Raw genomic sequence first — 24,871 nt, 5'->3', positions numbered from 1 at the left:
GGGCTCAGCGCACGATGCCGCGCGTCGAGGCCTCGATGGAGGCGGCGAAGGCCTCGGTCTCGGGCAGCGAGTAGCGCGTGCGGATCTCGGTGAGCGCCTGCTCGACGGTCAGCCCCTGGCGATAGACCAGCTTGTAGGCCTCGTTCAGGGCCCGTACGGCCTCGTTGGCGAAGCCGCGGCGGCGCAGGCCGACCAGGTTCAGGCCGTGCACCTGGGCGGGGTTGCCGTTGATCATCACGTAGGCCGGGGTGTCCTTGGTGATGATCGAGCCGCCCCCGGCCATGGCGTGGTCGCCGAACCGGCAGAACTGGTGGATGGCGGAGAGGCCGCCGAGGATCACGAAGTCGCCCAGCTGGACATGGCCGGCCAGGGTCACCTGGTTGGCCAGGATGCAGTCGTCGCCGATCAGGCAGTCGTGGCCGACATGGACATAGGCCATGAACAGGTTGCGCGAGCCGATGGTGGTCTCGCCGCGGTCCTGGGCGGTGCCGCGGTGCAGGGTGACGCCCTCGCGGATGACGTTGTCGTCGCCCATCACCAGGCGGGTCGGTTCGCCGGCGTACTTCTTGTCCTGGCAGTCTTCTCCCACCGAGGCGAACTGGAAGATGCGCGTGCGCGCGCCGAGCACGGTGGGCCCCTTGACCACCACGTGTGGCCCGATGCGCGAGCCGGCGCCGATCTCGACGTCGGCGCCGATCACCGTGAAGGGCCCCACCTCGACGTCATCGGCCAGGCGCGCCCCGGGGTCTACGATGGCGGTGGAATGAATCAAGCGACCTTCCTCTCGGCACAGATGATGTCGGCCTCGCAGGCCACCTCGCCGGCCACGGTGGCCTTGCAACGGAACTTCCAGATGCCGCGCTTCTCGCGGATGACGTCGGCCCTCAGCTCCAGCCGGTCACCGGGCATCACCGGACGCTTGAAGCGCACGTTGTCGCTGCCGACCAGGTAGTAGACATAGCCGTCGGCGGGCAGCTTGTTGACGGTCTTGAAGCCGAGGATGCCGCAGGCCTGGGCCAGCGCCTCGATGACCAGCACGCCCGGCATGATCGGATGGTGCGGGAAGTGGCCATTGAAGAACGGCTCGTTGATGCTGACATTCTTGTAGGCAACGATGGATTCGCCAAGGGCAAGCTCCGTTACCCGGTCCACCAGCAGGAAGGGATAGCGGTGGGGCAGATACTCACGAATCTCGTTGATGTCCATTACCATCGTAGCGACCTCTGAAATGACAGGATGCCCGCCCCGCACGGCGAGCATGGCCGTCGACACCGGGTCGACGGATGGGCGGGGGATTATACCGCCCCGGCGGGTGGCCTCAACCGCCGCGTCCGGCTTTCTCGAGCCGGCTCAGGCGACGGGCGATCTCGTCGAGCTGCTTGAAGCGCACCGCGTTGCGACGCCACTGGGCATTGTCCATGGCGCCGGTGCCGGAGGAGTAGACTCCCGGCTCGTGAATCGAGTTGGTGACCAGGCTCATGCCGGTGACCTGGACCCCGTCGCAGATCGTCAGGTGGCCCGACAGGCCCACGCCGCCGCCCAGCATGCAGTGACGGCCGACCCGGGTGGAGCCGGCGATACCGACACAGCCGGCCAGCGCGCAGTGATCGCCGATCTGTACGTTGTGGGCGATCTGCACCTGGCTGTCGATCTTGACGTCATTGCCGATCACGGTGTCGCCCAGCGCCCCCCGGTCGATGCTCGAGCAGCTGCCGACCTCGACGTCGTCGCCCAGGATCACGCCGCCGAGCTGGGCGATCTTGTGCCAGCCGCCGCCGTCGTGGGCGAAGCCGAAGCCGTCGGCACCGATCACGCAGCCGCTGTGCAGGATGCCCCGCTCGCCGATCACCACCCCATGGTAGACGGTGACGTTGGCATGCAGCCGCGACCCGGCCCCGATCCGGGTATCGGCCCCGACCACACAGCCGGGGCCGATGACGACGTCACCGCCGAGCACGACGCCGGCCTCGACCACCGCCTGGGGGCCGATGGCCACGCCCTCGCCCAGGCTCACGCCCTCGCCGACCACCGCCGAGGGGTGGACGCCGGCGGTCTCTCGGCCGGCGAGAGGATCGAACAACCGCGACAGCTCGGCATAGCCGAGGTAGGGGTTGCCCAGGGTCAGGCAGGCGGTCGGGCATTCCCCGGCATGGTCCGGGTGCAGCAGCACGGCGGCGGCCCGGGTGCCCGGCAGGTCCTTGAGGTAGGCGCGATTGGCCAGGAAACTCACCTGCTCCGGCCCGGCGTCCCGCAGGGTGGCCAGGCCACGGACCCGCCGATTGCCGTCGCCCTGGAGGCCAGCTCCCAGGTGCGCGGCGATCTCGGCGAGCGTCAGGGTTGGAGAATCTTGTGTCATGGGAACCCGGTATCGAAAAGGTCTAGGGCCCGCTCAGTCGAGCATGGCCACCTCGGTGGCCTGGGCCGGCAGGGCGACGGCCCCGGCGAGGCCCAGCAGGAGGACGGCTGTGAGCTGGCGCATGGTCATCGACTCCGTGTCGGGGATCAGAAGGTCTGACCCAGCGAGAACTGGAAGAACTGGGTGTCGTCGCCGTCCTCGGCATTGATCGGCTCGGCGATGCTGAAGGTCAGCGGGCCCACCGCCGTCAGCCAGGACACCCCCAGCCCCACGCTGTAGCGCAGCTCGCCGAGATCCACGCCCGACTCGCAGTTGGCGCGGCCGGCATCCTCGTCCAGCACGGGATAGCAGTCGGTCAGGAAGGTGTTGCCGGCGTCGAGGAACAGCGAGGGCTGGACCGACCGCTTGTCCTCGACGAAGGGCATGGGGAAGATCAGCTCGGCGCTGCCCTCGACCAGCACGTTACCGCCCAGGGTCTTGTCGTCGCCGTCGCCGCGGGGCGTGGTGGCGGGCCCCAGGGTATTGCCGGTGAAGCCGCGCACCGAGCCGAGCCCCCCGGAGAAGAAGTTCTCGTAGAAGGGGTAGGGATCGTCGCCGACGCTGTCGGCGTAGCCGAGCTCGCCGCTGAACTTCAGCGACCAGGTCTGCTCCTCGTTGAACGGGAAGAGCTGGCGGGCCCGCGCCCGCAGCTTGTAGTACTCGGCATCGCTGCCCGGCACCGCGGTCTCCAGCGAGAGCCGCTGGTAGTTGCCGGCAGTGGGCATGACGCCGCGATTGAGGTCGTTGCGGGTCCAGCTGGCGGTCAGCTTCAGCGACTGGGCACTGTCGCCCTGCTCGTCGACGTAGCGCTGGATCTCGGACGCCGTGTCGCTGTAGGTCTCGATGGTAAGGTCCTCGACGTCGGCGCCGAAGTTCAGGCGGGTCAGCTCATTGATCGGGTAGCCGAAGTTGATGCCGCCGCCGAAGGCGTCCGTCGAGTAGGTCGAGATATCGGAGTCCTCGTAGTCGGTCTCGCGGTAGAAGAGGTTGTAGCCGCGGGAGATGCCGTCGAGGGTCCAGTAGGGATCGGTGAAGCCGAAGTTGAGGCTGGTGTAGGTGTCGCTGCGCTGGGCGCCGATGTTCACCCGGTTGCCGGTGCCGAGGAAGTTGTTCTGGGACAGCGAGGCGCCGTAGATGACCCCGGCGCTCTGGGAGAAGCCGATGCTCGCCGAGATCGACCCGGATGGCTGCTCCTCCACGGTATAGGTCACGTCGAGCTGGTCCGGCGCCCCGGGGACCGGCTCGGTCTGCACCTCGACCTGTTTGAAGAAGCCCAGGCGCTCGAGGCGCTGGCGGGACTGGCTGATCGATTCGGTGGAGGCCGGCGCCCCCTCCATCTGGATCATCTCGCGGCGCAGCACCTCGTCCTGGGTGGTGGTGTTGCCGACGAACTCGATGCGCCGCACGTAGGCCCGGCGCCCGGCCTCGACCCGGAAGGTCAGATCGACGGTATCGCCGCCCTGGCGCACCTCGGGGATGCCGTCGACGTTGGCGAAGGCGAAGCCCTCGGCGCCGAGCCGTGAACGCAGCGCCTCGGACGAGGCGGTGACCTCGCTGCGCGAGAAGATCTCGCCGGGCTCCACCTCGAGCAGCTCCCGGGCCTCCCGCTCGGGGATGCGCAGGTCCCCGGCGAAGGTGATGTCGCCGAGGCGATAGCGCTCGCCCTCGGTGACGTTGACGGTGACGAAGATCTTCGACTTGTCCGGACCGATGGAGACCTGGGTGGAATCGATATTGAAGTTGACGTAGCCGCGGTCGAGATAGAAGGACCGCAGCCGCTCGAGGTCGCCGGCCAGGGCCTGGCGGGAGTACTCGTCGCTGGAGAACCAGCCGAAGAACCAGCCCGGGCGGTCCTCCAGCTCGAAGACGTCACGCAGGGTCTCGTCGGCGAAGGCCTGGTTGCCGACGATGTTGATCTGGCGGATCTTGGCGACCGCGCCCTCGTCGATGTCGACATTGACCTGGACGCGCCCCTCGCCGAGTTCCTCGACCTCGGTCGCGATGCTGGCGCTGTAGCGTCCCTGGGACTGGTAGAGCCCGGACAGCTCGCGTTCGATCTCCTCGAGGGTGGAGAGCTGCAGCACCTGGCCCTCGTCGAGGCCGGCCTCGCGCAGCCCTTCACGCAGGTCCTCGTCGGGGATCTGGCTGTTGCCCTCGATATTGAGGCGGGTGATGGTCGGGCGCTCGACCACCTCGATGATCAGCACGCCCCCCTGCCGGGACAGGCGGATGTCCTCGAAGAGCCCGGTGTCGAACAGCTGGCGCGCCGCGGCGGCCAGTTCACGATCGTCGACCCGGTCGCGGGCGCTGACAGGAAAGGCATTGAACACGGAGGCCGCCGAGACCCGCTGCAAGCCTTCCACTCGTATGTCCGTTACGTCGAAGGGTTCCGCCTGTGCCGTACTGGCACTGGCGAGCAGCAACGCCGCCAGTCCGATGGTCTTGATCTTCATGCAGTCGATTCGCTCGCGTTGATCTGCCGTCCTGTCCAGACAGGCACCTTATACATTTGCACGGGTAACTGACAAGCCGAGGCCCGGCTACCAGAGCCGCATCAGGTCGAAATACAGCGCCATCAGCATCAGGGTCCCGACCAGGGCCAGGCCGATGCGCAGCCCCAGGGCCTGGGTGCGCTCCGAGACCGGCCGGCCACGCGCCGCCTCGACCAGGTAATAGAGCAGGTGCCCCCCGTCGAGTACCGGGATCGGCAACAGGTTGAGCACCCCCAGGCTGATCGACAGGTAGGCCATGAAGCTGACGAAGCTCTCCAGCCCGGAGCGCGCCGTATCCCCGGCGATGCGGGCGATGGTGATGGGGCCGGAGAGGTTGGAGGGCGAGATCAGCCCGACGATCATCTTGCGGATGGCGTCGAGGGTCAGCACGGTCATCTCCCCGGTGCGGGAGACGGCCTGCCCCATGGCCGCCAGGGGGCCGTAGCGGATCTCGCGGCGATAGGCGTCGGGCCAGGCCACCGGCTCGACGCCGGCCCCGATGTAGCCGACGGTGGTGCCGTCCTGGAGGGTATTGGCCCGGGGAGTGAGCGATACCTCGCGGGTCTCGCCATCGCGGGCCACCGTCAGGGTCAGGCGCTCCCCGGGGCGGCCCCGCACCAGCGTGACGAAGTGCGACCAGTCCTCCACCGCTGTGCCGCCCACCGCCAGCACCTCGTCGCCGGGGACGAGCCCGGCGGCCGCGGCGGCCTCGCCCTCGGCCACCTGGTCGAGCACCGCCGGCATGGGCGGGCGCCAGGGCGTGATGCCGAGGCTCGCCAGGGGCTGCGGGGGATCCTGGCGCACCAGCCAGTCCTCCACCGGCAGGCGGTGTTCCCGGGCCCGGGGGGTGCTCTCGTCCCGGGCGCTCAGCGTCAGCTCGCCGCTGACGCCGATGGCCGCCACCAGCTTGAGGTTGATCTCCTCCCAGGAGCGCACCGCCTCGCCCTGGACGGCGGTGATCTCCTGACCGGCGGCGAGGCCGCCCCGGGCCGCCGGCGAGTCGGGAGCCACCTCGCCGATCACCGGCACGACGGTGGAGGTGCCGGCGACGAACAGCGCCCAGTAGGCGACCAGGGCCAGCAGGAAGTTGGCCAGCGGCCCCGCCACCACGATGGCGATGCGCGACCAGACCGACTTGCGATTGAAGGCGAGATGCCGCTCGGCCGGGTCGACCGGCCCCTCGCGCTCATCGAGCATCTTGACGTAGCCGCCCAGCGGGATCGCCGCCACGGCGAACTCGGTGCCGTGGCGGTCATGGCGCGACCACAGCGGCTTGCCGAAGCCCACCGAGAAGCGCAGCACCTTGACACCACAGCGCCGGGCGACCCAGAAATGGCCGAACTCATGGAAGGTGATCAACAGGCCGAGAACCACGATCACGGCCAGCACGTTCTGGATCAGGTCCACGGCAGTCTCCTCGTGAATGGCGACAGGGGGTGCGTCAGTGGCGCGTCAGGCAGGCGACTGCCTCCTTCCGGGCCCGGGCATCGGCATCGAGAATGCCTGTCAGCTCGCCGGCCGGCTCCACCGGGCAGGCATCGCGCACCCGGGCCACCAGCTCGCCGATGCCGGCGAAGCCCAGCCGGCCGGCGAGGAAGGCCTCGACGGCCACCTCGTTGGCGGCATTGAGCACCGCCGGCGCCGTGCCGCCCTCGGCCATGGCCTCCCGGGCCAGGCGCAGGCAGGGGAAGGCGACCTCGTCCGGCGGCTCGAAGTCCAGGCGGGCCACCTCGAACAGGTCGAGGGCGGCCACCCCGGCATCGATGCGCTCCGGCCAGGCCAGGCCATAGGCGATGGGGGTACGCATGTCCGGATTGCCCAGCTGGGCCAGCACCGAACCATCGCTGTAGGCGGCCATGGAATGGATCACGCTCTGCGGATGCACCACCACCTGGACCTGGTCGGGACGTGCATCGAACAACCAGCAGGCCTCGATCAGCTCGAGGCCCTTGTTCATCAGGGTGGCGCTGTCCACCGAGATCTTGCGCCCCATCGACCAGTTGGGGTGGGCGCAGGCCTGCTCCGGGGTCACCGCCGCCAGGTCCTTCGCCGTCCAGCCGCGGAAGGGGCCGCCGGAGGCGGTCAGCAGCAGCTGGGTCACGCCGTGACGGGAGAGCCCGCCGCGATGTTCGACGGGTAGACACTGGTAGATGGCATTATGTTCGGAATCGATGGGCAGCAGGGTCGCCCCCGAACGGCCCACGGCCTCCATGAACAGCGCCCCGGACATCACCAGGGCCTCCTTGTTGGCCAGCAGCACCCGCTTGCCGGCGCGCACCGCGGCCAGCGTCGGCAGCAGGCCCGCGGCCCCGACGATCGCCGCCATGACGACATCGACCTCGGGCGCCTCGCTGACCTCGAGCAGCGCCTCGGGGCCGCAACGCACCTCGGTCGCCACCCCCGCCTCGCCGAGCCGCTCGCGCAGCCAGGCCGCATCGCGTTCCCGGTCGAGCACCGCCAGGGCCGGCGCATGGCGCCGACACAGGGCCAGCAGGGCCTCCCGGGAGCGATGGGCGGTCAGCGCATGGACCCGGTAGCGGTCGGGGTGACGGGCGATCACGTCCAGGGTGCTGGACCCGATGGAACCGGTGGCTCCCAGCACGCTGACGCGCCGCGGGGCGGCATCGCTCATGGCCATAGCACTCCCGCCTGCAGCAGCGCGAACAGCGGCACCGCGGCGGTGAGGCTGTCGACGCGATCCAGCACCCCGCCATGCCCGGGCAGCAGCCGGCTGGAATCCTTGAGGCCGCGATGGCGCTTGAGCATGCTCTCGAACAGATCGCCGACCACCGAGGCCAGGGTCACCACGACCGTGGCCGCCACCAGCATCAGGCCCGCGACCAGGCCGAGGCCCTGCCAGGTGGCGAAGCCCACCGCCAGCAGCGCGGTCACGGCGACGCCGCCGGCGACCCCTTCCCAGGTCTTGCCGGGGCTGACCCTCGGGGCCAGCTTGCGCCGGCCCAGGGCCCGGCCGACGAAGTAGGCGCCGATATCGGCGCCCCACACCAGCAGCAGCACGAACAGCAGCCAGGCCGCCCCGGCCTCGCGCAGCACGTTGAAGCCGACCCAGGCGGGCAGCAGCACCCACAGCCCCATGGCCAGGCGCATCCCGGTGCCGTGCCACTGGCCGGCCCGCTCGGGATAGCCGACGACCCAGTAGAGATTGACCAGCCAGCCCGGGACCGCCAGCCACAGCAGCCAGGGCGAGAGGGTCATGCCGGCGGCGTGGAGCCCCGCCATCACCAGGGCCAGGCCGGCGACCGGCGCCAGGCGCCGGGTACCCTCGCTCAGCCCGGCCAGGTTGGCCCACTCCCAGGCCGCCAGCAGCATGACCATCGCGGTGAAGACGACGAAGGCATCGCCGGACAGGCCGAACAGCCCCGCCAGCGCCAGCGGCGCCAACCAGGCGGCAGTGAGGATGCGCTGCTTAAGCACCCCGCGCCTCGACCTGCTCGTCGGTCATCCCGAAGCGTCGCTTGCGACCGGCGAAGTCGGCCAGGGCCTCGTCGAAGGCCTCCGTCCCGAAGTCGGGCCACAGGGTCGGCGTGAAATAGAGCTCGGCATAGGCCATCTGCCAGAGCAGGAAATTGGAGATGCGCCGCTCGCCGCTGGTGCGAATGCACAGGTCAACCGGGGCGTCGCCGGCGAGGCTGAGCTCGGCGCCCAGGGCGTTCTCGTCGATGGCCGAGGGGGCGAGCTCGCCGGCCGCGACGCGCTCCGCCAGGCGCCGTGTGGCCTGGGCGATGTCCCAGCGGCCGCCGTAGTTGGCGGCGATCACCAGGTGCAGGCCACGGTTGTCACCGGTCAACGCCTCCGCCTGGGCGATGTACTTCTGGATCGAGGCGGAGAATCCCTCGCGATCGCCGATCACCGAGAGGCGGATATCGTGCTGGTGGAGCTTCTTGACCTCGCGCTTGAGCGCCATCAGGAAGAGCTCCATCAGGGCATTCACCTCGGCGGCCGGGCGCTTCCAGTTCTCGCTGGAGAAGGCGAACAGCGTCAGGGTCTCGACGCCCCGCTCGGCGGCGCGCCGGATGACCGCGCGAACGGCCTCGACGCCGGCATGATGGCCGCGCACGCCGGACATGCCCCGGGCCTTGGCCCAGCGGTTGTTGCCGTCCATGATGATGGCCACGTGACGTGGCAGGGTATCCCCGTCGGAACGGGGCTGGGGAGACTGCGGTGACGTCATGGTGTCTCGCATGGCGGGTGGGGCGGAATCACTCCATGATCGGCGGCATCGCGGGCGATGCCGCCGGCCCGTCCTTAGACCTGCATCAGGTCGTGTTCCTTGGATTCCAGGGCCTTGTCGATCTCGCCGATGAACTTGTCGGTGAGCTTCTGGATGGCATCCTCGGCCTGGTGCTGCTCGTCCTCGGTGATGTCCTTCTGCTTGAGCAGGGCCTTGATATCACCGTTGGCGTCGCGACGCACATTGCGGACCGCCACGCGGGCATTCTCGGCCTCGCCACGCGCCTGCTTGATGTAGCCCTTGCGGGTCTCCTCGGTGAGCATCGGCATCGGCACCCGGATCACGTTGCCGGCACTGGCCGGATTGAGGCCCAGCTCGGCGGTCATGATGGCCTTCTCCACCTTGGGCACCATGCTCTGCTCCCAGGGCACCACCGACAGGGTGCGTGCGTCCTCGACGTTGACCGAGGCCACCTGGTTGATCGGCACCTGGCCGCCGTAGTAGTCCACGGTCACCGAGTCCAGGATGCTGGAATGCGCCCGGCCGGTGCGGATCTTGTTGAAGTTGTGGTGAAGAGACTCGAGGCTCTTCTTCATGCGGCTTTCCGCATCCTTCTTGATGTCGTCAATCACTGTCTCACCCTCTATCAATCAGCGTGCCTTCCCTGCCGCCCACCACCAGGTTCAGCAGTGCGCCAGGCTTGTTCATGTTGAACACGCGAACCGGCATGTCATGGTCCCGCACCAGGCAGATGGCGGTCAAATCCATGACGCCGAGCTTCTGGTCGAGCGCATCATCATAGGACAGCTGCTCGTACTTGACCGCATCGGCGTGCTTGACCGGGTCCTTGTCGTAGACCCCGTCCACCTTGGTGGCCTTGACCACCACGTCGGCATCGATCTCGATGCCGCGCAGGCAGGCCGCCGAGTCGGTGGTGAAGAAGGGGTTGCCGGTGCCGGCGGAGAACAGTACCACGTCCCCGGAGGTCAGGTAGCGGATGGCGGTGCGGCGGTCGTAGTGCTCCACCACGCCACTCATCGGAATCGCCGACATCACCCGCGAGCGGATGTTGGAGCGCTCCAGGGCGTCGCGCATGGCCAGGGCGTTCATCACCGTGGCCAGCATGCCCATGTGGTCACCGGTGACCCGCTCCATGCCGGCCTCGTGCAGGGCGGCCCCGCGGAACAGGTTGCCGCCGCCGACCACGATCCCGACCTGCACCCCGATGCCGACCAGCTGACCGATCTCCAGCGCCATGCGGTCCAGCACCTTGGGGTCGATGCCGAACTCGGCATCCCCGGTCAGGGCCTCGCCGGAGAGCTTGAGCAGGATGCGCTTGTACTTCGACACCTCGGCGCGGGACTTGTCGGACTTGAGGGGGGCGTGCTCGGCACTGCTCATGGTGTGTCTCCCGGGAACTCGACGAATGCGACGTGGGGTGGCCGGATGCACCGGCCGGATACGCGAAGGCGTGCGCTCTCGCGCACGCCATCTTCACACTGGAACCTGCGACCTCAGCTGCGCTTGGCCTGTTCCATCACTTCCTGAGCGAAGTCGACCTCTTCCTTCTCGATGCCCTCGCCCACTTCGAAGCGGGTGAAGCCGAGCACCTCGCCGCCGGCGGCCTTGACGAACTCGGCGACGGTCTGGTCCGGGTTCTTGACGAAGGCCTGCTCGGTCAGGCTGTTCTCGGCCAGGTACTTCTTCAGGCGGCCCTGGACCATCTTCTCGGCGATCTGCTCGGGCTTGCCGGCCATGTCCGGCTGGGCCAGGATGATCGCCTTCTCGGCGTCCAGCTTGTCCTGGGGCATGTCCTCGGGACGCGCGACGGCCGGGTTGATGGCGGCGACGTGCATGGCCACGTCCTTGGCGGCCTCGGCGGTGGCGCCCTTGAGCACGGTCAGCACGCCGATGCGGCCGCCGTGGACGTATTCGCCCACGCGGGCGCCTTCCGGCGCCTCGACGACGACACTGCGACGCACGCCGATGTTCTCGCCGATCTTCTGCACCAGCTGCTCGCGGGCGGACTCCAGCTCGCCTTCCATGATGGCGGCGACGTCCTCGCTCTTGGCGGCAAAGAAGGCGTCGGCGACCTTGTCGGCGAAGGCCTTGAAGTTGTCGTCACGGGCGACGAAGTCGGTCTCGGAGTTGACCTCGACCATCACGCCGTAGCGGCCGTCCTCGGCGACGCGAGTGACGACGGCGCCCTCGGCGGCGGTGCGGCCGGCCTTCTTGGCGGCCTTGAGGCCGGAATTCTTGCGCAGGTTCTCGATGGCGGTCTCGATGTCGCCACCGGCTTCGGTGAGTGCCTTCTTGCACTCCATCATGCCGAGCCCGGTACGCTCACGCAGTTCCTTGACCTGGGAGGCGCTGATAGCTGCCATGGTAGTTACCTCTGAATGGTTCGACCTGGAATATGGGGCCGGGCCGCAGCCCGGCGAGACCTTGCCCGCCCCGGAGGGGCAAGAAGGGGGCCGGGGCCCCCTTATGCCGGCCCGGCGACCGGCCGGCGCCAAGGCGCGGCACGACCGCCATCCCGGACGGGCCGACGATCACTCGGCGGCGGCGTCGCTCTGGTTCTCTTCGGTGACCTCGACGAACTCGTCGGGACGACCTTCCTTCGCGCGGGCGCAGGCGTCGGCAACGGCCTTGACGTAGATCTGGATGGCGCGGATGGAGTCATCGTTGCCCGGGATCACGTAATCGACGCCGTCCGGATCGGAGTTGGTGTCCACCACGCCGATGACCGGGATGCCCAGCTTGTTCGCCTCGTTGATGGCGATGCGCTCGTGGTCGACGTCGATCACGAACAGCGCATCGGGCAGGCCGCCCATCTCCTTGATGCCGCCCACGGACCGCTCGAGCTTCTCCTGCTCGCGGGTCGCCATCAGCACTTCCTTCTTGGTCAGCTTCTCGAAGGTGCCGTCCTGGTGCATCGCCTCGAGCTCACCCAGGCGCTTGATGGAGACGCGGATGGTCTTGTAGTTGGTCAGCATGCCGCCGAGCCAACGATGGTTGACGAAGGGCTGGCCGACGCGGTTGGCCTCTTCCTTGACGATCTTGCTGGCGCTGCGCTTGGTACCCACGAACAGGATCTTGTTGTTCGCGGCCGCCATCTTCTCGACCACATCGATGGCCTCGTTCAAGGCCGGAAGGGTATGCTCGAGGTTGATGATGTGAATCTTGTTACGGGCGCCGAAGATGAACTTGCTCATCTTCGGGTTCCAGTAGCGGGTCTGGTGACCGAAGTGAGCGCCTGCCTTCAGCAGGTCACGCATATTGACGTGTGCCATGGATGACTCCTGGAAAATCGGGTTAGGCCTCCATGCACCCCATGGATCCGACCGCCGGACGCGCCGGCAGCACCCGGGACCATGTGCCGGTGCATGTGTGTTTTCAAGGCGTTGCGTTAGCATTGACGCTTCCTGACGGCACCGCCACCGAGCCGCACGGGCGGAGACGGGATCGGCGATTGCAGGAAAGCGCGCAGCTTTATACCATGGATCCCCTCCGAGATGAAGTCGCCCGACGCCCTTCCCTGCCGGTTCCGGCGACACCACCCCTGATTCCGAGACTCCATGAACGTACCCATCAAGACGCCCGACGAGATCGAGAAGATGCGCGAGGCGGGCCGCCAGGCCGCCAGCGTGCTGGAAATGATCGCCCCCCATGTCCAGGCCGGCGTCAGCACCGGCGAACTCGACCGGCTCTGCCACGATTACATCGTCGACGAACTGGGCTCGACCCCCGCCCCGCTGAACTACCACGGCTTCCCCAAGTCGGTCTGCACCTCGATCAACCACGTGGTGTGTCACGGCATCCCCGATGACGGCAAGAAGCTCAAGAAGGGCGACATCATGAACCTGGACGTCACGGTGAAGACCGCCGACGGCTACCATGGCGACTCCAGCGTGATGTTCATCGTCGGCGAGACCATCCAGGGCGAGCGCCTGTGCCGCGTCACCCAGGAGTGCCTCTACCGGAGCATCGCCCTGGTGCGCCCCGGCACGCGCCTCTCGGAGCTGGCCCGGGCCATCCAGCAGCACGCCGAGGCCAGCGGCTATGCGGTGGTCCGCGACTTCTGCGGCCACGGCATCGGCGCCGGCTTCCACGAGGATCCCCAGGTGCTGCACTACGACGGCTATGCCCCGGAGGCCGACATCGCTCTCGAGGAAGGCATGTGCTTCACCATCGAACCGATGATCAACGTCGGCGACCATCGCACCAAGGTGCTGCGCGATGGCTGGACCGCCGTGACCAAGGACAGGGGCCTCTCCGCCCAGTGGGAGCATACCCTGCTGGTCACCGCCAACGGGGTGGAGGTGCTCACCGCGCGCAGCGACGAAGACTTCTCCTTCCTCGACCGCTGAGTCGACCATCATGCTGCTGCACCATTACCGTTTCGAGCCCGACCCGACACTGTTCGACGTCGAGGCGTTCCAGGCCGAGCTGACCGGCAGTCGCTCGCCCATCGCCCCGTTCAAGGCGGCGCTGGCCGAGATCCAGGCCCGTCTCGACGAGCGCTTCCGGGCCGGCACCGACATCCGCGACCTGGTGCACGGCCGGGCCTGGTGCCTGGACCAGCTGCTGAGGGTCGCCTGGCGGCAGCATGACTGGCCCGACGACGGCATCGCCCTGCTGGCGGTGGGCGGCTACGGCCGCGGCGAGCTGCACCCCCGCTCCGACGTCGACCTGCTGCTGCTGCTCGAGCATGACGACGACACGCCCTACCGGGAGCCGCTCAGCGCCTTCATCACCTTCCTCTGGGACATCGGCCTGGAGATCGGCCACAGCGTGCGCTCGCTGTCCGACTGCGAGCGGGAGGCGGCCGCCGACGTCACGGTGATCACCAACCTCATCGAGTCGCGCACCCTGGCCGGGGCCGAGCGGCTGCGCGAGGCCATGCAGGCGCGCGTCGCCCCGGAGCGGCTGTGGCCCGCGGACCACTTCTTCGAGGCCAAGTGGCAGGAGCAGATCGCCCGCCACTACCGCTTCAACAACTCCGAGTACCACCTCGAGCCCAACATCAAGAGCTCGCCGGGCGGCCTGCGCGACATCCAGATGATCGGCTGGGTGGCCAAGCGCCACTTCGACACCCAGCGCTACGAGGACATCGTCGACAACGGCTTCATGAACGACGCCGAGCTGCGCATCCTCAGCCAGGGTCAGGCCTTCCTGTGGCAGGTCCGCTACGCCCTGCACATGCTCACCGGCCGTGCCGAGGATCGCCTGCTGTTCGACCACCAGGCCACCATCGCCGAGCTGTTCGGCTACCACGACACCCCGGAGCGGCTGGCCGTCGAGCAGTTCATGAAGCGCTACTACCGGCATGTGACGGCGCTCGCCGGCCTTAACGACATGCTGCTGCAGCACTTCGACGAGGTCATCCTGCGCGGCGGCGAGGCCCTGGAACGGGTGCCGCTCAACGAGCGCTTCGAGATCAAGGGCGGCTACATCCAGGCCCGCTCCCGGGCGGTGTTCCGCGAGTCGCCCTCGGCGCTGCTGGAACTCTTCCTGCTGATGGCGGAACACCCGGAGATCGAGGGGGTGCGCGCCGACACCATCCGCCTGATCCGCGACCATCGCCACCTGATCGACGATCTCTACCGCGACGACCCGCGCCACCAGCGGCTGTTCATGGCGCTGCTGCGCTCCGGCGGCAACGTCGCCCGCCAGCTGCAGCGCATGAACCGCTACGGGGTGCTGGGCAAGTACCTGCCGGTCTTCGGCCAGGCCGTCGGCCTGATGCAGCACGACCTCTTCCACATCTACACCGTGGACGCCCATACCCTGCGCCTGCTCAAGTGCATCCACGGCTTTCGCAAGCCCGAGGCCCGGGAGGCCTTCCCCGTGGCCGCCTCGCTGATCCACCAACTGCCCAAGCTGGACCTGCTGTGGATCGCCGGCCTGTTCCACGACATCGGCAAGGGCCGCGGCGGCGACCACTCGCTGATCGGCGCCCGGGACGTCGAGGCCTTCGCCGCACGCCATGGCCTCACGCAGCGCGACACCCGCCTGGTGGCCTGGCTGGTGGAACACCACCTGCTGATGTCGATGGTCGCCCAGAAACGCGACATCAGCGACCCGGACGTGATCAGCGAGTTCGCCCGCACGGTGGGCGATGAAACCCGACTGGACTACCTCTACGTGCTGACCGTGGCCGACATCACCGCCACCAACCCCACCCTGTGGAACGGCTGGCGGGCCGCCCTGCTGCGCCAGCTCCACGCCGAGACCAAGCGCGCCCTGCGCCGTGGCCTCGAGAACCCCCTGGAGCGCGACGATTCGGTGCGCGAGACCCGCAGCGAGGCGTACTCCCTGCTGGCCACGGTGGGCACCGACATGGACCGCGTCGACCGGCTGTGGGAATCGCTGGGCGAAGACTACTTCCTGCAATACGCCCCCAGCGAGATCGCCTGGCAGACCCAGGGCATCCTGGCCCATGACGGCAGCTCCCTGCCGCTGATCCTGCTCAACGCGCCCACCGACGACATGGCCGAGGGCGGCACCAAGGTGTTCATCCACACCCGCTCGGTGGAGGACCTGTTCGCCGCCACCTCGGCGGCCATGGAGCAACTCGGGCTGTCGATCCACGATGCCCGCATCGCCACCTCCAGCAACGACTGGACCCTCAACACCTTCATCGTGCTCGACGACCACGGCCGGGCCATCCGCGATCCGGGACGCCTGGAGGAGATCCGCCGCCACCTGGTGGAGGAGCTCGACGATCCCGACGACTACCCGCAGATCGTCACCCGCCACACCCCGCGCCAGCTCAAGCACTTCCGGGTGCCTACCGAGGTATCCATCGAGCAGGACACCGCGGGCGGGCGGACCATGCTGGAGCTCACCGCCCCCGACCGGCCGGGCCTGCTGGCACGAGTCGGGCGCATCTTCATGGAGCAGGATATCGCGCTCTCGGCGGCCAAGATCGCCACCCTCGGCGAGCGGGTGGAGGACGTCTTCTTCATCACCGACAAGGCCGGCCGGCCGCTCACCGACCCCGACCGCCAGCAGCGGCTGCGCGAGCGGCTGATCGAGGTCCTCAGCGTCACCGGCTGAGGCCCTCGTTTGAGGCTCCCCCGGCGCTTCCCTATAATCGGCGTCCTGCCCCGCCCGGGACACCGCACGACAACGACGCCGAGCACGGCGCTACTGGACACCCATGAACCCCGATCTCGACGCTCTGAAGCCCTACCCCTTCGAGAAGCTCGCCGCCCTCAAGGCCGGCGTGACGCCGCCCGCCGGGCTGACGCATCTCCCGCTGACCATCGGCGAGCCGCGCCATGCGCCCTATGCCGGCGCCCTGGAGGCGCTGTCGGCCCACCTCGGCGAGATGGCCCGCTATCCCGCCACGGCGGGCACGCCTGAGCTGCGTGGCGCCATCGCCGCCTGGGCCGCCCGACGCTTCGCCCTCGAAGGGCTCGACGCCGAGCGCCAGGTGCTGCCGGTGAACGGCACCCGGGAGGCGATCTTCGCCTTCGTGCAGGCCGCCCTGGACCGCACCCGCCCGGCGCGGGTGGCGGTGCCCAACCCCTTCTACCAGATCTACGAGGGGGCGACGCTGCTGGCCGGCGGCACGCCGCTGACCCTGGACTGCCACGCCGGGCACGACTTCCGCCCCGACCTCGACGCCGTGCCGGTGGAGACCTGGCGCGACGTGCAGATCGTCTTCACCTGCTCGCCGGGCAACCCCACCGGGGCGGTGACCCCGCCCGAAGAACTCAAGCAATTGATTCGATTGGCGGATGAATTCGACTTCATCATCGCCGCCGACGAGTGCTACTCGGAGCTCTACCTGGACGAGGCCGCGCCGCCCGCGGGGCTGCTGCAGGCCTGCGCCGAGCTCGGCCGACACGACTACCGGCGCTGCCTGGTCTTCCACTCGCTGTCCAAGCGCTCCAACCTGCCGGGGCTGCGCTCCGGCTTCGTGGCCGGCGACGCCGAGCTGATCGCGGCCTTCCGGCGCTATCGCACCTACCACGGCTGCGCCATGTCCCTGCCGCTGCAGCATGCCTCCATCGCCGCCTGGAACGACGAGGCCCATGTGCGCGCCAACCGCGACGCCTATCGCGACAAGTTCGCCGCGGTGACCGAGATCCTCGCCCCGGTGCTGGACTTCCCCGCCCCGGAGGCCAGCTTCTACCTGTGGCCGGCGGTACCCGGCGGCGACGACGAGGCCTTCGCCCGTGACCTCTATGCCGAGCAGCACGTCAGCGTGCTCCCTGGCAGCTACATGGGCCGCCCCGGGGACGGCGGCGTGAACCCCGGCGCCGGCCGGATCCGCCTGGCGCTGGTGGACGAGCTGGAGGCCACCACCGAGGCGGCCCGCCGGCTGCGGCGCCACGTCGAACGCCACGCCTGACCAGGAGGTCGACCCCATGATGACGCTGTTCGTGATCAAGAGCTGCGATACCTGCCGTCGCGCCCGCCAGGCCCTGGAGGCCAGGGGCCTGCCCTTCCAGACCCATGACCTGCGCGACGACGGCCTGTCCGCCCCGCTGCTCGAGCACTTCCTCGAGCGGGTGCCGATGATGACCCTGCTCAACAAGCGCAGCACCACCTGGCGCCATCTCGACGAGGCCGACAAGGCGGACATCGATGCCAATCGGGCCCGGGCGCTGATGCTCGCCCACCCCACCCTGCTCAAGCGCCCGTTGCTGGACACCGGCGAGGAGATCCTCGTCGGCTACCGTGACGACCACTACGACACCCTCTAGGCGGCCCACCGGGCCCGACCTTCCCCATCACGCAAGAGGACACACCCCCATGCTCAGCTTTGCACTCGGAATCGGCTCCCAGAACACCCAGGGCGACTGGCTGGAGATCTACTACCCCGCCCCGCTGCTGAACCCGGACGAGGCCCTGGTCGAGGCCGCCGCCAGGGTCCTCGACGCCCCCGCCGGCAACGCCGCCGTGAGCTTCCTGCCGGAACAGTGCGACGCGCTGGCCGCCGCCCTCAAGGCCGCCGGCCACGAGGCCCAGGCCGAGCTCGCCGAGTCCCTGGCCGCGAGCCAGCGCCCCCTGGTGGCCACCTTCCTCAGCGAGGACCTGCCGCCCCAGAGCGCCCCCGAGGTCTACCTCAAGCTGCACCTGCTGTCCCACCGCCTGGTCAAGCCCCACGGCGTCGACCTGACCGGCATGTTCGGCCTGCTGCGCAACATCGCCTGGTCCAGCGAGGGACCGATCGATATCGAGGAACTGCCGGCGCGGCGCCTCAAGGCCCGCCTGGAGGGGCGCACCCTGTCGGTGGACTGCGTCGACAAGTTCCCCAAGATGACCGACTACGTGGTGCCGACCGGCGTGCGCATCGGCGACACCGCCCGGGTCCGCCTGGGCGCCCACCTCGGCGAGGGCACCACCGTGATGCACGAGGGCTTCGTCAACTTCAATGCCGGCACCGAAGGGCCGGGCATGATCGAGGGCCGCATCTCCGCCGGCGTCATGGTCGGCAAGGGTTCCGACCTGGGCGGCGGCTGCTCCACCATGGGCACGCTCTCCGGCGGCGGCAACATCATCATCAAGGTCGGCGAGGGCTGCCTGATCGGCGCCAATGCCGGCATCGGCATCCCGCTGGGGGATCGCTGCACCGTGGAGGCCGGCCTCTACATCACCGCCGGGGCCAAGGTCACCGTGCTCGACGATCAGGGCCAGGTCGCCGATACCGTGGCCGCCCGGGAGCTGGCCGGCCAGGACGACCTGCTGCTGCGTCGCAATTCCCAGAACGGCCGCATCGAGTGCCTGACCAACAAGAGCGCCATCGCCCTGAACGAAGCGCTGCACGCCAACAACTGAGCCCCGTTCCCGGCGCCTGCGGGCGCCGGGGACCGGCCTGCCGGACGCCCGCATGACCTCACCCGAGACCGCTACCGCCCTGTCCCCGACCCTCGAGCTCGCCATGGAGCTCATGCGCCGCCCCTCGGTCACCCCCGATGACCTGGGGTGCCAGGCACTGATGATCGAGCGCCTCGAGCGCCTCGGCTTCCAGGTGGAACGCCTGCCCTTCGGCGACGTGGAGAACTTCTGGGCCGTCCATGGCCACCACGGCCCGGTGCTGGCCTTCGCCGGTCACACCGACGTGGTCCCCAGCGGCCCCGACGTGCACTGGGAATACCCGCCCTTCGAGCCCCGCATCGACGCGGCAGGCATGCTCTGCGGCCGTGGCGCCGCGGACATGAAGGGCAGCCTGGCCGCCATGCTCACCGCGGTGGAACGCTTCGTGGCCGCCCACCCCGACCACCCGGGACGCATCGCCTTCTTGATCACCTCCGACGAGGAGGGCCCGGCGGTGGATGGCACCCGCGCGGTGGTCGAGCACCTGCGCGAGGCCCACGACCGCCTGGACTACTGCATCGTCGGCGAGCCCTCCTCCACCGAGGCCCTCGGCGACGTGATCAAGAACGGTCGCCGCGGCTCGCTGGGCGGGGTATTGCACGTCAAGGGCATTCAGGGCCATGTGGCCTACCCGCACCTGGCGCGCAACCCCATCCATCAGGTCGCCCCCGCCCTAGATGCCCTGGTGCGCGAGCACTGGGACGGCGGCAACACCTTCTTCCCGGCCACCAGCTTCCAGATCTCCAACCTGCGCTCGGGCACCGGCGCCACCAACGTGATTCCCGGCGACGTGGAGGTGGTATTCAACTTCCGCTATTCCACCGAGCTCAGCCACGAGACGCTGCGAAGCCGCACCGAGGCCATCCTCGCGGCCCATGACCTGGACTTCCACATCGACTGGACCCTCAATGGCGAACCCTTCCTGACCGCCGAGGGCGAGCTGGTGGACGCCGCCCTGGGCGGCGTGGAGGACGTGCTCGGCCGGCGGCCGGCGCTCTCCACGGCGGGGGGCACGTCCGATGGTCGCTTCATCGCCACCCTGGGCACCCAGGTGGTCGAGCTCGGCCCGGTCAACGCCACCATCCACAAGATCAACGAGCGCGTCCGCGCCACCGACCTCGATGACCTCTCGCGGGTCTACGAGGCCATCCTGGCGCGACTGTTCGCCGCCGATTCGCCGCGCCCCTGAGGTCGCCATGGAACGCTACCCCGACATCGAGATCTACCTGGCCACCGCCGACCTCGAGGCGCTGAGCCGCTGGCTCGGCGAGACCCTCGGCGCCGAGCCCCTGGCCCCCGCCGGCAAGCAGCGCTGGCGCACCCGCGGGCACGGCGGGGACGACGACATCCCGGTGCTGCTGGTGGCCCAGGCCGCCGACGGCTTCGCCAGCCTGTGGCTCGACAGCCCCCACACCCCCTGGCCTACCGACGCCGACTTCGCCCGCGCGGCCGCCGCGACCCTGGGCTGCGAGGTGCGCTGCTCGCTGGGCGGCTGGCAGCCCGGCGACGACCCCGACCGCTTCCTGCGCGTCCTGCCGGACGGCAGCGAGAGCGCCATCGACTGGCCGGACTCGGGCCGCTAGTCCCGGAAACGCCGACGCCCCGCACGGAGCGGGGCGTCGGTGTTGGGTGGCAGCCTGCTGCCAAATCATCAAACGCAAGCCGGAAAACCGTGCCGAGCGAAGATCAGGGCTAAGCCCGTTCCCTACGGGCTTTCGCATTTCCCACTTCCGTGTGGGTCACAGGCGGAAGGTCGTCGAGAGAGCGGAGTTTACTGGCTGCTAAATGAGCACCTCGAGACGACCTTCCAACGCCGTATGATCGAGCGCAGGCCGGTTTTCAAGTAATGACGGTGACGTCGTCGGCCTGAAGCCCCCGCTCGTTACGCGACACGTGGTACTTCACCTTCTGCCCCTCGGCCAGGGTGCGGTGACCACGGCCGCGGATGGCCCGGAAATGGACGAAGACGTCCTCGCCGCTGTCGCGGGTGATGAAGCCGTAGCCCTTGTTGACGTTGAACCACTTGACCTCGCCGATCTCGCGGTCGTCGTCCTCGACCTCCGCCAGGTTGACCAGTTGCGGAGTCAGGGCGTTGACCGCCAGGGTAGCGACCAGCAACAGCAGGAAGACGGCCACCGCCACGGCGACATAGACCACGGCCACGCCGCCCACCTCGAGGCTGGCGAACAGCTCCCGGGACAGCTGGCCACCGGTGAGATGGATGCCCAGGGCGATCAGCAGCGGCGCCGGCGCGGCCAGCAGCAGGCTGATGATACTGCAGCGAAACACGACCTTTCGATTCATAAACCTTGGATGCTCTCTTGTCATAGTAAGTAAAGGAAGTCTCGGGGCCGAGGTACCTGACGACGCCTGGCGTCGCCCTCGACCCGACTGCACGGGACAGGCCGGTACCACGATGAACGGTGGCACACAGCATAAGGATTCTATCATGCGCAAAGATGACACGCCCTCCACCCTTGACAGCCGGCTGGAGGCTCTGGAGAGCCGCATCGCCCACCAGGAAGACTGGCTCGACACCCTGGACCGGGCGGTCGCCCAGCAGGAGCGCCGCCTGATGCATCTCGAGCACCTCAGCGCGCTGATGCAGGAGAAGATCCGCGAGCAGCAACTGGCCCGCCAGGACGACGAAGCGGCGGCACCTCGTCCGCAGGATGAGGTGCCGCCGCATTACTAGTCGCTTCGCGACAGCTGGAAGCTGGAAGCCACTACCGCTTCCCGGGGTGACTTCCTGCTTCCAGCCGCGAAGCGGCGCTCTTCCCGCTTCTAGCTCATTTCATCCAGATAGCGCTCGGCATCCAGGGCCGCCATGCAGCCGCTGCCCGCCGAGGTCACCGCCTGGCGATAGACGTGATCCATGACGTCGCCGGCGGCGAAGACGCCGGGCACGCTGGTGGCCGTGGCATTGCCCTCGAGGCCGGACTTCACCTTGATGTAGCCGCCGGCCATATCCAGCTGGCCCTCGAAGATGCCGGTATTGGGGCTGTGGCCGATGGCGATGAACACCCCCGGGGCATCGAGCTCCCGGGTACTGCCGTCCCGGGTGGACTTGAGCCGCGCCCCGGTCACGCCGGTGTTGTCGCCCAGCACCTCGTCGAGGGTGTGGCTCCAGATCAGTTCGATGTTGCCGTTCTCCGCCTTCTCGAACAGCTTGTCCTGCAGGATCTTCTCGGCACGCAGGCTGTCACGGCGATGCACCAGGGTCACCTTGGAGGCGATGTTGGAGAGGTACAGCGCCTCTTCCACGGCGGTGTTGCCGCCCCCCACCACCACGACCTCCTGGTTGCGGTAGAAGAAGCCGTCACAGGTGGCGCAGGCCGAGACCCCCTGGCCCATGAACTTCTGCTCGGAGTCCAGCCCCAGGTAGCGGGCGCTGGCGCCGGTGGCGATGATCAGCGCATCACAGGTATAGGTGCCGTTGTCGCCCTTCAGGGTGAAGGGCTTGTCGCGCAGCTCGACCTCGTGGATATGGTCGAACAGCACCTCGGTATCGAAGCGTTCGGCATGGCGCTTCATGCGCTCCATCAGCTCAGGGCCCTGCACGCCGATATCGTCACCGGGCCAGTTGTCCACGTCGGTGGTGGTGGTCAGCTGGCCACCGGCCTGCATACCGGTGATCAGCAGCGGCTTGAGGTTGGCCCGGGCCGCATAGACGGCGGCCGTGTAGCCGGCCGGTCCGGAACCGAGGATGATCAGGCGTTCGTGGCGCGCTTCGCTCATGGGGACCTCACAACTCTGGAAGGGGAAAACGGGGCAACGGGCTCGGCGATGGCGACGGCCGGGTCGGCATCGCCCAGTCCGCTGGGCGGTGAAGCGACGAAGAGGGCGGCCCGCAGGCCGCCCTCCATGACGCCGGCGCCGCGCTTAGAGCGCCTCGGCGTGGCTGCCCAGGTACTTGGCGACACCCTCGGCGGTGTCCTTCATGCCTTCCTGGCCTTCGTTCCAGCCGGCCGGGCAGACTTCGCCGTGCTGCTGGTGGAACTTGAGAGCCTTGACCATGCGCAGCATCTCGTCGACGTTGCGGCCCAGCGGCAGGTTGTTGACCACCTGGTGCTGGACGACGCCGTTCTCGTCGATCAGGAAGGAACCGCGCATGGCGACGCCGGCCTCCGGGTGCTCGATGCCGTAGGCCTGGGTGATCTCGTGCTTGACGTCGGCCACGATCGGGAAGCCGACCTCGCCGATGCCGCCCTTCTCCGGTGCGGTCAGGCGCCAGGCGTGGTGGGTGAACTGGGAATCGATGGACACACCGATCACCTCGACACCGAGCTCCTTGAACTGCGCCAGACGATTGTCGTGGGCGATGATCTCGGACGGGCAGACGAAGGTGAAGTCCAGCGGCCAGAAGAACAGCACGCGGAGCTTGCCGTTGCTGTCGGCGAGCTTGAAGTTGTCGACGATCTCGCCGTTGCCGAGGACGGCGGCGGCTTCGAATTCAGGGGCTTGACGTCCAACCAGTACGCTCATGCAGATCTCCTATGAGGGTTGATGATACCCGATGGTGAAGGGAAGAGGGCCACCTACGCTAGGATAGGTCGACCCGCCACGCCACTAGGACTACTCAATGGCGCGGATAGTGAAAAACTATCGTGATAGATGATGGCCCGGTGAGGGGCGCTCACAGCACGTCGTCGTCGCGGCCCAGGGTCACCGACTCGAGTTCGCCGCTGACCGGCGAGACCTCGATACGCAACTGGATCGGCGCACAGCAGCGCGGACAATCCTCCCAGGTCGCGTGACTGCCCTGGGAGGCATCGACCTGCAGGTCGAAGGCCGTATCGCAGTAGGGGCAGCGGACCGTATGGCTGTCGAGCTCTTCCTCGTGCACGGGACCTCCCGGGCCTGGTGTCACAGCCTGGGAATATGAGGCGTGACGGTCGGCATTTCAAGGGGACGGCCGCGCGCCCCGGTCACGCAGCCGTTGAAAACGGCTTCTATCATGACCATGTAATCTCATCAGGACCAGGATGGTTCGCTCACTCCCCCGCGACAGGAGGACACCATGAGTACCGAATCCACACCGGATACCCTGCAGACCCTCGAGGCCGACGGCACGACCTACCACTACCACAGCCTGGCGAAGGCCGCCGAGGCGCTCGGTGACATCGACCGCCTGCCGATGACGCTGAAGATCCTGCTGGAGAACCAGCTGCGCTTCGCCGACCAGGAGGGTGTCTCCCGCGACGACATGCAGGCCCTGGTCGACTGGCAGCAGGACGCCGCCTCCACCCGGGAGATCGGCTATCGGCCGGCCCGGGTACTGATGCAGGACTTCACCGGCGTCCCCGGGGTGGTGGACCTCGCCTCGATGCGGGCGGCCGTGGAGTCCCTGGGCGAGGACCCGTCGCGCATCAACCCGCTGTCACCGGTGGACCTGGTCATCGACCACTCGGTGATGGTCGACAAGTTCGGCAACCCCAGCGCCTTCAAGGACAACGTCGCCATCGAGATGGAGCGCAACCGGGAGCGCTACGAGTTCCTGCGCTGGGGCCAGCAGGCCTTCGACAACTTCCGGGTGGTGCCCCCGGGCACCGGCATCTGCCACCAGGTCAACCTGGAGTACCTGGGCAAGACGGTGTGGACCCGGGAGGAGGACGGCAAGACCCTGGCCTACCCCGACACCCTGGTCGGCACCGACTCCCACACCACCATGATCAACGGCCTGGGCGTGCTCGGCTGGGGGGTCGGCGGCATCGAGGCCGAGGCCGCCATGCTCGGCCAGCCCGTGTCGATGCTGATTCCCGAGGTGGTGGGCTTCAAGCTCACCGGCAAGCTGCGCGAGGGGATCACCGCCACCGACCTGGTGCTGACGGTGACCCAGATGCTGCGTAGCCACGGCGTGGTGGGCAAGTTCGTCGAGTTCTACGGCGACGGCCTCAAGGACCTGCCCCTGGCCGACCGCGCCACCATCGCCAACATGTCGCCGGAATTCGGTGCCAC

Annotated in this window: 25 protein-coding genes; 9 read left to right on the top strand and 16 right to left on the bottom strand. The window is 68.4% G+C overall.

Going from position 1 to position 24,871, the window contains the following annotated elements; translation table 11 throughout:
* Positions 1 to 4: 4 nt before the first annotated feature.
* The 12 genes from lpxA to rpsB form a co-directional block, all read right to left on the bottom strand.
* Complete coding sequence (lpxA, locus tag FHR97_RS04230) at positions 5 to 772, bottom strand: acyl-ACP--UDP-N-acetylglucosamine O-acyltransferase (RefSeq protein WP_183382531.1); 768 nt, start codon at positions 770 to 772, stop codon at positions 5 to 7.
* Positions 769 to 1,212 (bottom strand): 3-hydroxyacyl-ACP dehydratase FabZ, encoded by a 444-nt coding sequence (fabZ, locus tag FHR97_RS04225; protein WP_183382530.1) that lies wholly within the window; start codon positions 1,210 to 1,212, stop codon positions 769 to 771. The genes lpxA and fabZ overlap by 4 nt, the downstream gene beginning before the upstream one ends.
* A gap of 106 nt (positions 1,213 to 1,318) precedes the next feature.
* Positions 1,319 to 2,356, bottom strand: a complete 1,038-nt coding sequence (gene lpxD, locus FHR97_RS04220; protein WP_183382529.1) for a UDP-3-O-(3-hydroxymyristoyl)glucosamine N-acyltransferase — start codon at positions 2,354 to 2,356, stop codon at positions 1,319 to 1,321.
* Positions 2,357 to 2,502: 146 nt separating this feature from the next.
* On the bottom strand, positions 2,503 to 4,848 hold the full coding sequence (gene bamA, locus FHR97_RS04215; RefSeq protein WP_183382528.1) for an outer membrane protein assembly factor BamA: 2,346 nt from the start codon (positions 4,846 to 4,848) through the stop codon (positions 2,503 to 2,505).
* Positions 4,849 to 4,935: 87 nt separating this feature from the next.
* Entirely contained in the window at positions 4,936 to 6,294 is a 1,359-nt protein-coding gene (gene rseP, locus FHR97_RS04210; RefSeq protein ID WP_183382527.1) for an RIP metalloprotease RseP, read from the bottom strand.
* Positions 6,295 to 6,328: 34 nt separating this feature from the next.
* Positions 6,329 to 7,519: a 1-deoxy-D-xylulose-5-phosphate reductoisomerase gene (gene ispC, locus FHR97_RS04205; RefSeq protein WP_183382526.1), complete on the bottom strand. Its 1,191-nt coding sequence runs from the start codon at positions 7,517 to 7,519 to the stop codon at positions 6,329 to 6,331.
* A complete protein-coding gene (locus tag FHR97_RS04200; protein ID WP_183382525.1) occupies positions 7,516 to 8,322 on the bottom strand; it encodes a phosphatidate cytidylyltransferase in 807 nt (268 codons plus the stop codon). The genes ispC and FHR97_RS04200 overlap by 4 nt, the downstream gene beginning before the upstream one ends.
* Positions 8,315 to 9,079: a polyprenyl diphosphate synthase gene (gene uppS, locus FHR97_RS04195; protein ID WP_183382524.1), complete on the bottom strand. Its 765-nt coding sequence runs from the start codon at positions 9,077 to 9,079 to the stop codon at positions 8,315 to 8,317. The genes FHR97_RS04200 and uppS overlap by 8 nt, the downstream gene beginning before the upstream one ends.
* Positions 9,080 to 9,153: 74 nt before the next feature.
* Complete coding sequence (frr, locus tag FHR97_RS04190; RefSeq protein WP_183382523.1) at positions 9,154 to 9,711, bottom strand: ribosome recycling factor; 558 nt, start codon at positions 9,709 to 9,711, stop codon at positions 9,154 to 9,156.
* A 4-nt stretch (positions 9,712 to 9,715) separates the two neighbouring features.
* On the bottom strand, positions 9,716 to 10,480 hold the full coding sequence (gene pyrH, locus FHR97_RS04185) for a UMP kinase (protein WP_183382522.1): 765 nt from the start codon (positions 10,478 to 10,480) through the stop codon (positions 9,716 to 9,718).
* A gap of 113 nt (positions 10,481 to 10,593) precedes the next feature.
* Entirely contained in the window at positions 10,594 to 11,463 is an 870-nt protein-coding gene (tsf, locus tag FHR97_RS04180) for a translation elongation factor Ts (protein WP_183382521.1), read from the bottom strand.
* A 168-nt stretch (positions 11,464 to 11,631) separates the two neighbouring features.
* Entirely contained in the window at positions 11,632 to 12,372 is a 741-nt protein-coding gene (gene rpsB / locus FHR97_RS04175; RefSeq protein WP_183382520.1) for a 30S ribosomal protein S2, read from the bottom strand.
* A 285-nt stretch (positions 12,373 to 12,657) separates the two neighbouring features.
* On the opposite strand from rpsB, the gene map reads away from it, so the two are divergent.
* The 7 genes from map (at position 12,658) to FHR97_RS04140 (ending at position 20,496) form a co-directional block, all read left to right on the top strand.
* Positions 12,658 to 13,449 (top strand): type I methionyl aminopeptidase, encoded by a 792-nt coding sequence (gene map, locus FHR97_RS04170; RefSeq protein WP_183382519.1) that lies wholly within the window; start codon positions 12,658 to 12,660, stop codon positions 13,447 to 13,449.
* 10 nt (positions 13,450 to 13,459) lie between these two features.
* A complete protein-coding gene (locus FHR97_RS04165) occupies positions 13,460 to 16,141 on the top strand; it encodes a [protein-PII] uridylyltransferase (protein ID WP_183382518.1) in 2,682 nt (893 codons plus the stop codon).
* Between the two features lie 103 nt (positions 16,142 to 16,244).
* Positions 16,245 to 17,444 carry a succinyldiaminopimelate transaminase gene (dapC, locus tag FHR97_RS04160; RefSeq protein ID WP_183382517.1) on the top strand — a complete coding sequence of 400 codons (1,200 nt, stop codon included), beginning with the start codon at positions 16,245 to 16,247 and terminating at the stop codon, positions 17,442 to 17,444.
* A gap of 16 nt (positions 17,445 to 17,460) precedes the next feature.
* Positions 17,461 to 17,799, top strand: coding sequence for a Spx/MgsR family RNA polymerase-binding regulatory protein (locus tag FHR97_RS04155; RefSeq protein WP_183382516.1), 339 nt, complete (start codon positions 17,461 to 17,463; stop codon positions 17,797 to 17,799).
* Positions 17,800 to 17,848: 49 nt separating this feature from the next.
* Positions 17,849 to 18,874 carry a 2,3,4,5-tetrahydropyridine-2,6-dicarboxylate N-succinyltransferase gene (dapD, locus tag FHR97_RS04150; protein WP_183382515.1) on the top strand — a complete coding sequence of 342 codons (1,026 nt, stop codon included), beginning with the start codon at positions 17,849 to 17,851 and terminating at the stop codon, positions 18,872 to 18,874.
* A gap of 52 nt (positions 18,875 to 18,926) precedes the next feature.
* Positions 18,927 to 20,102, top strand: coding sequence for a succinyl-diaminopimelate desuccinylase (dapE, locus tag FHR97_RS04145; RefSeq protein WP_183382514.1), 1,176 nt, complete (start codon positions 18,927 to 18,929; stop codon positions 20,100 to 20,102).
* Positions 20,103 to 20,109: 7 nt separating this feature from the next.
* A complete protein-coding gene (locus FHR97_RS04140; RefSeq protein ID WP_183382513.1) occupies positions 20,110 to 20,496 on the top strand; it encodes a hypothetical protein in 387 nt (128 codons plus the stop codon).
* A 256-nt stretch (positions 20,497 to 20,752) separates the two neighbouring features.
* Here FHR97_RS04140 and FHR97_RS20475 read toward each other — a convergent pair whose 3' ends face one another.
* Complete coding sequence (locus FHR97_RS20475; protein ID WP_281380451.1) at positions 20,753 to 21,217, bottom strand: cold-shock protein; 465 nt, start codon at positions 21,215 to 21,217, stop codon at positions 20,753 to 20,755.
* Between the two features lie 145 nt (positions 21,218 to 21,362).
* Here FHR97_RS20475 and FHR97_RS04130 point away from each other — a divergent pair, with 145 nt between their 5' ends.
* Entirely contained in the window at positions 21,363 to 21,608 is a 246-nt protein-coding gene (locus FHR97_RS04130) for a SlyX family protein (RefSeq protein ID WP_183382512.1), read from the top strand.
* Between the two features lie 89 nt (positions 21,609 to 21,697).
* Here FHR97_RS04130 and trxB read toward each other — a convergent pair whose 3' ends face one another.
* The 3 genes from trxB to FHR97_RS04115 form a co-directional block, all read right to left on the bottom strand.
* Positions 21,698 to 22,651 carry a thioredoxin-disulfide reductase gene (gene trxB / locus FHR97_RS04125; RefSeq protein ID WP_183382511.1) on the bottom strand — a complete coding sequence of 318 codons (954 nt, stop codon included), beginning with the start codon at positions 22,649 to 22,651 and terminating at the stop codon, positions 21,698 to 21,700.
* 144 nt (positions 22,652 to 22,795) lie between these two features.
* Entirely contained in the window at positions 22,796 to 23,398 is a 603-nt protein-coding gene (locus FHR97_RS04120; RefSeq protein WP_183382510.1) for a peroxiredoxin, read from the bottom strand.
* A gap of 151 nt (positions 23,399 to 23,549) precedes the next feature.
* A complete protein-coding gene (locus FHR97_RS04115) occupies positions 23,550 to 23,759 on the bottom strand; it encodes a zinc ribbon domain-containing protein (RefSeq protein WP_183382509.1) in 210 nt (69 codons plus the stop codon).
* Positions 23,760 to 23,933: 174 nt separating this feature from the next.
* Here FHR97_RS04115 and FHR97_RS04110 point away from each other — a divergent pair.
* On the top strand, positions 23,934 to 24,871 hold a 938-nt coding region (locus tag FHR97_RS04110; protein WP_246403776.1), incomplete at its 3' end, for an aconitase family protein.

The organism is Halomonas stenophila, assembly GCF_014192275.1.
Lineage (GTDB): Bacteria > Pseudomonadota > Gammaproteobacteria > Pseudomonadales > Halomonadaceae > Halomonas > Halomonas stenophila.
Note: the sequence above shows the minus strand (reverse complement) of the source record. Positions and strands in the feature narration are given on the sequence as shown.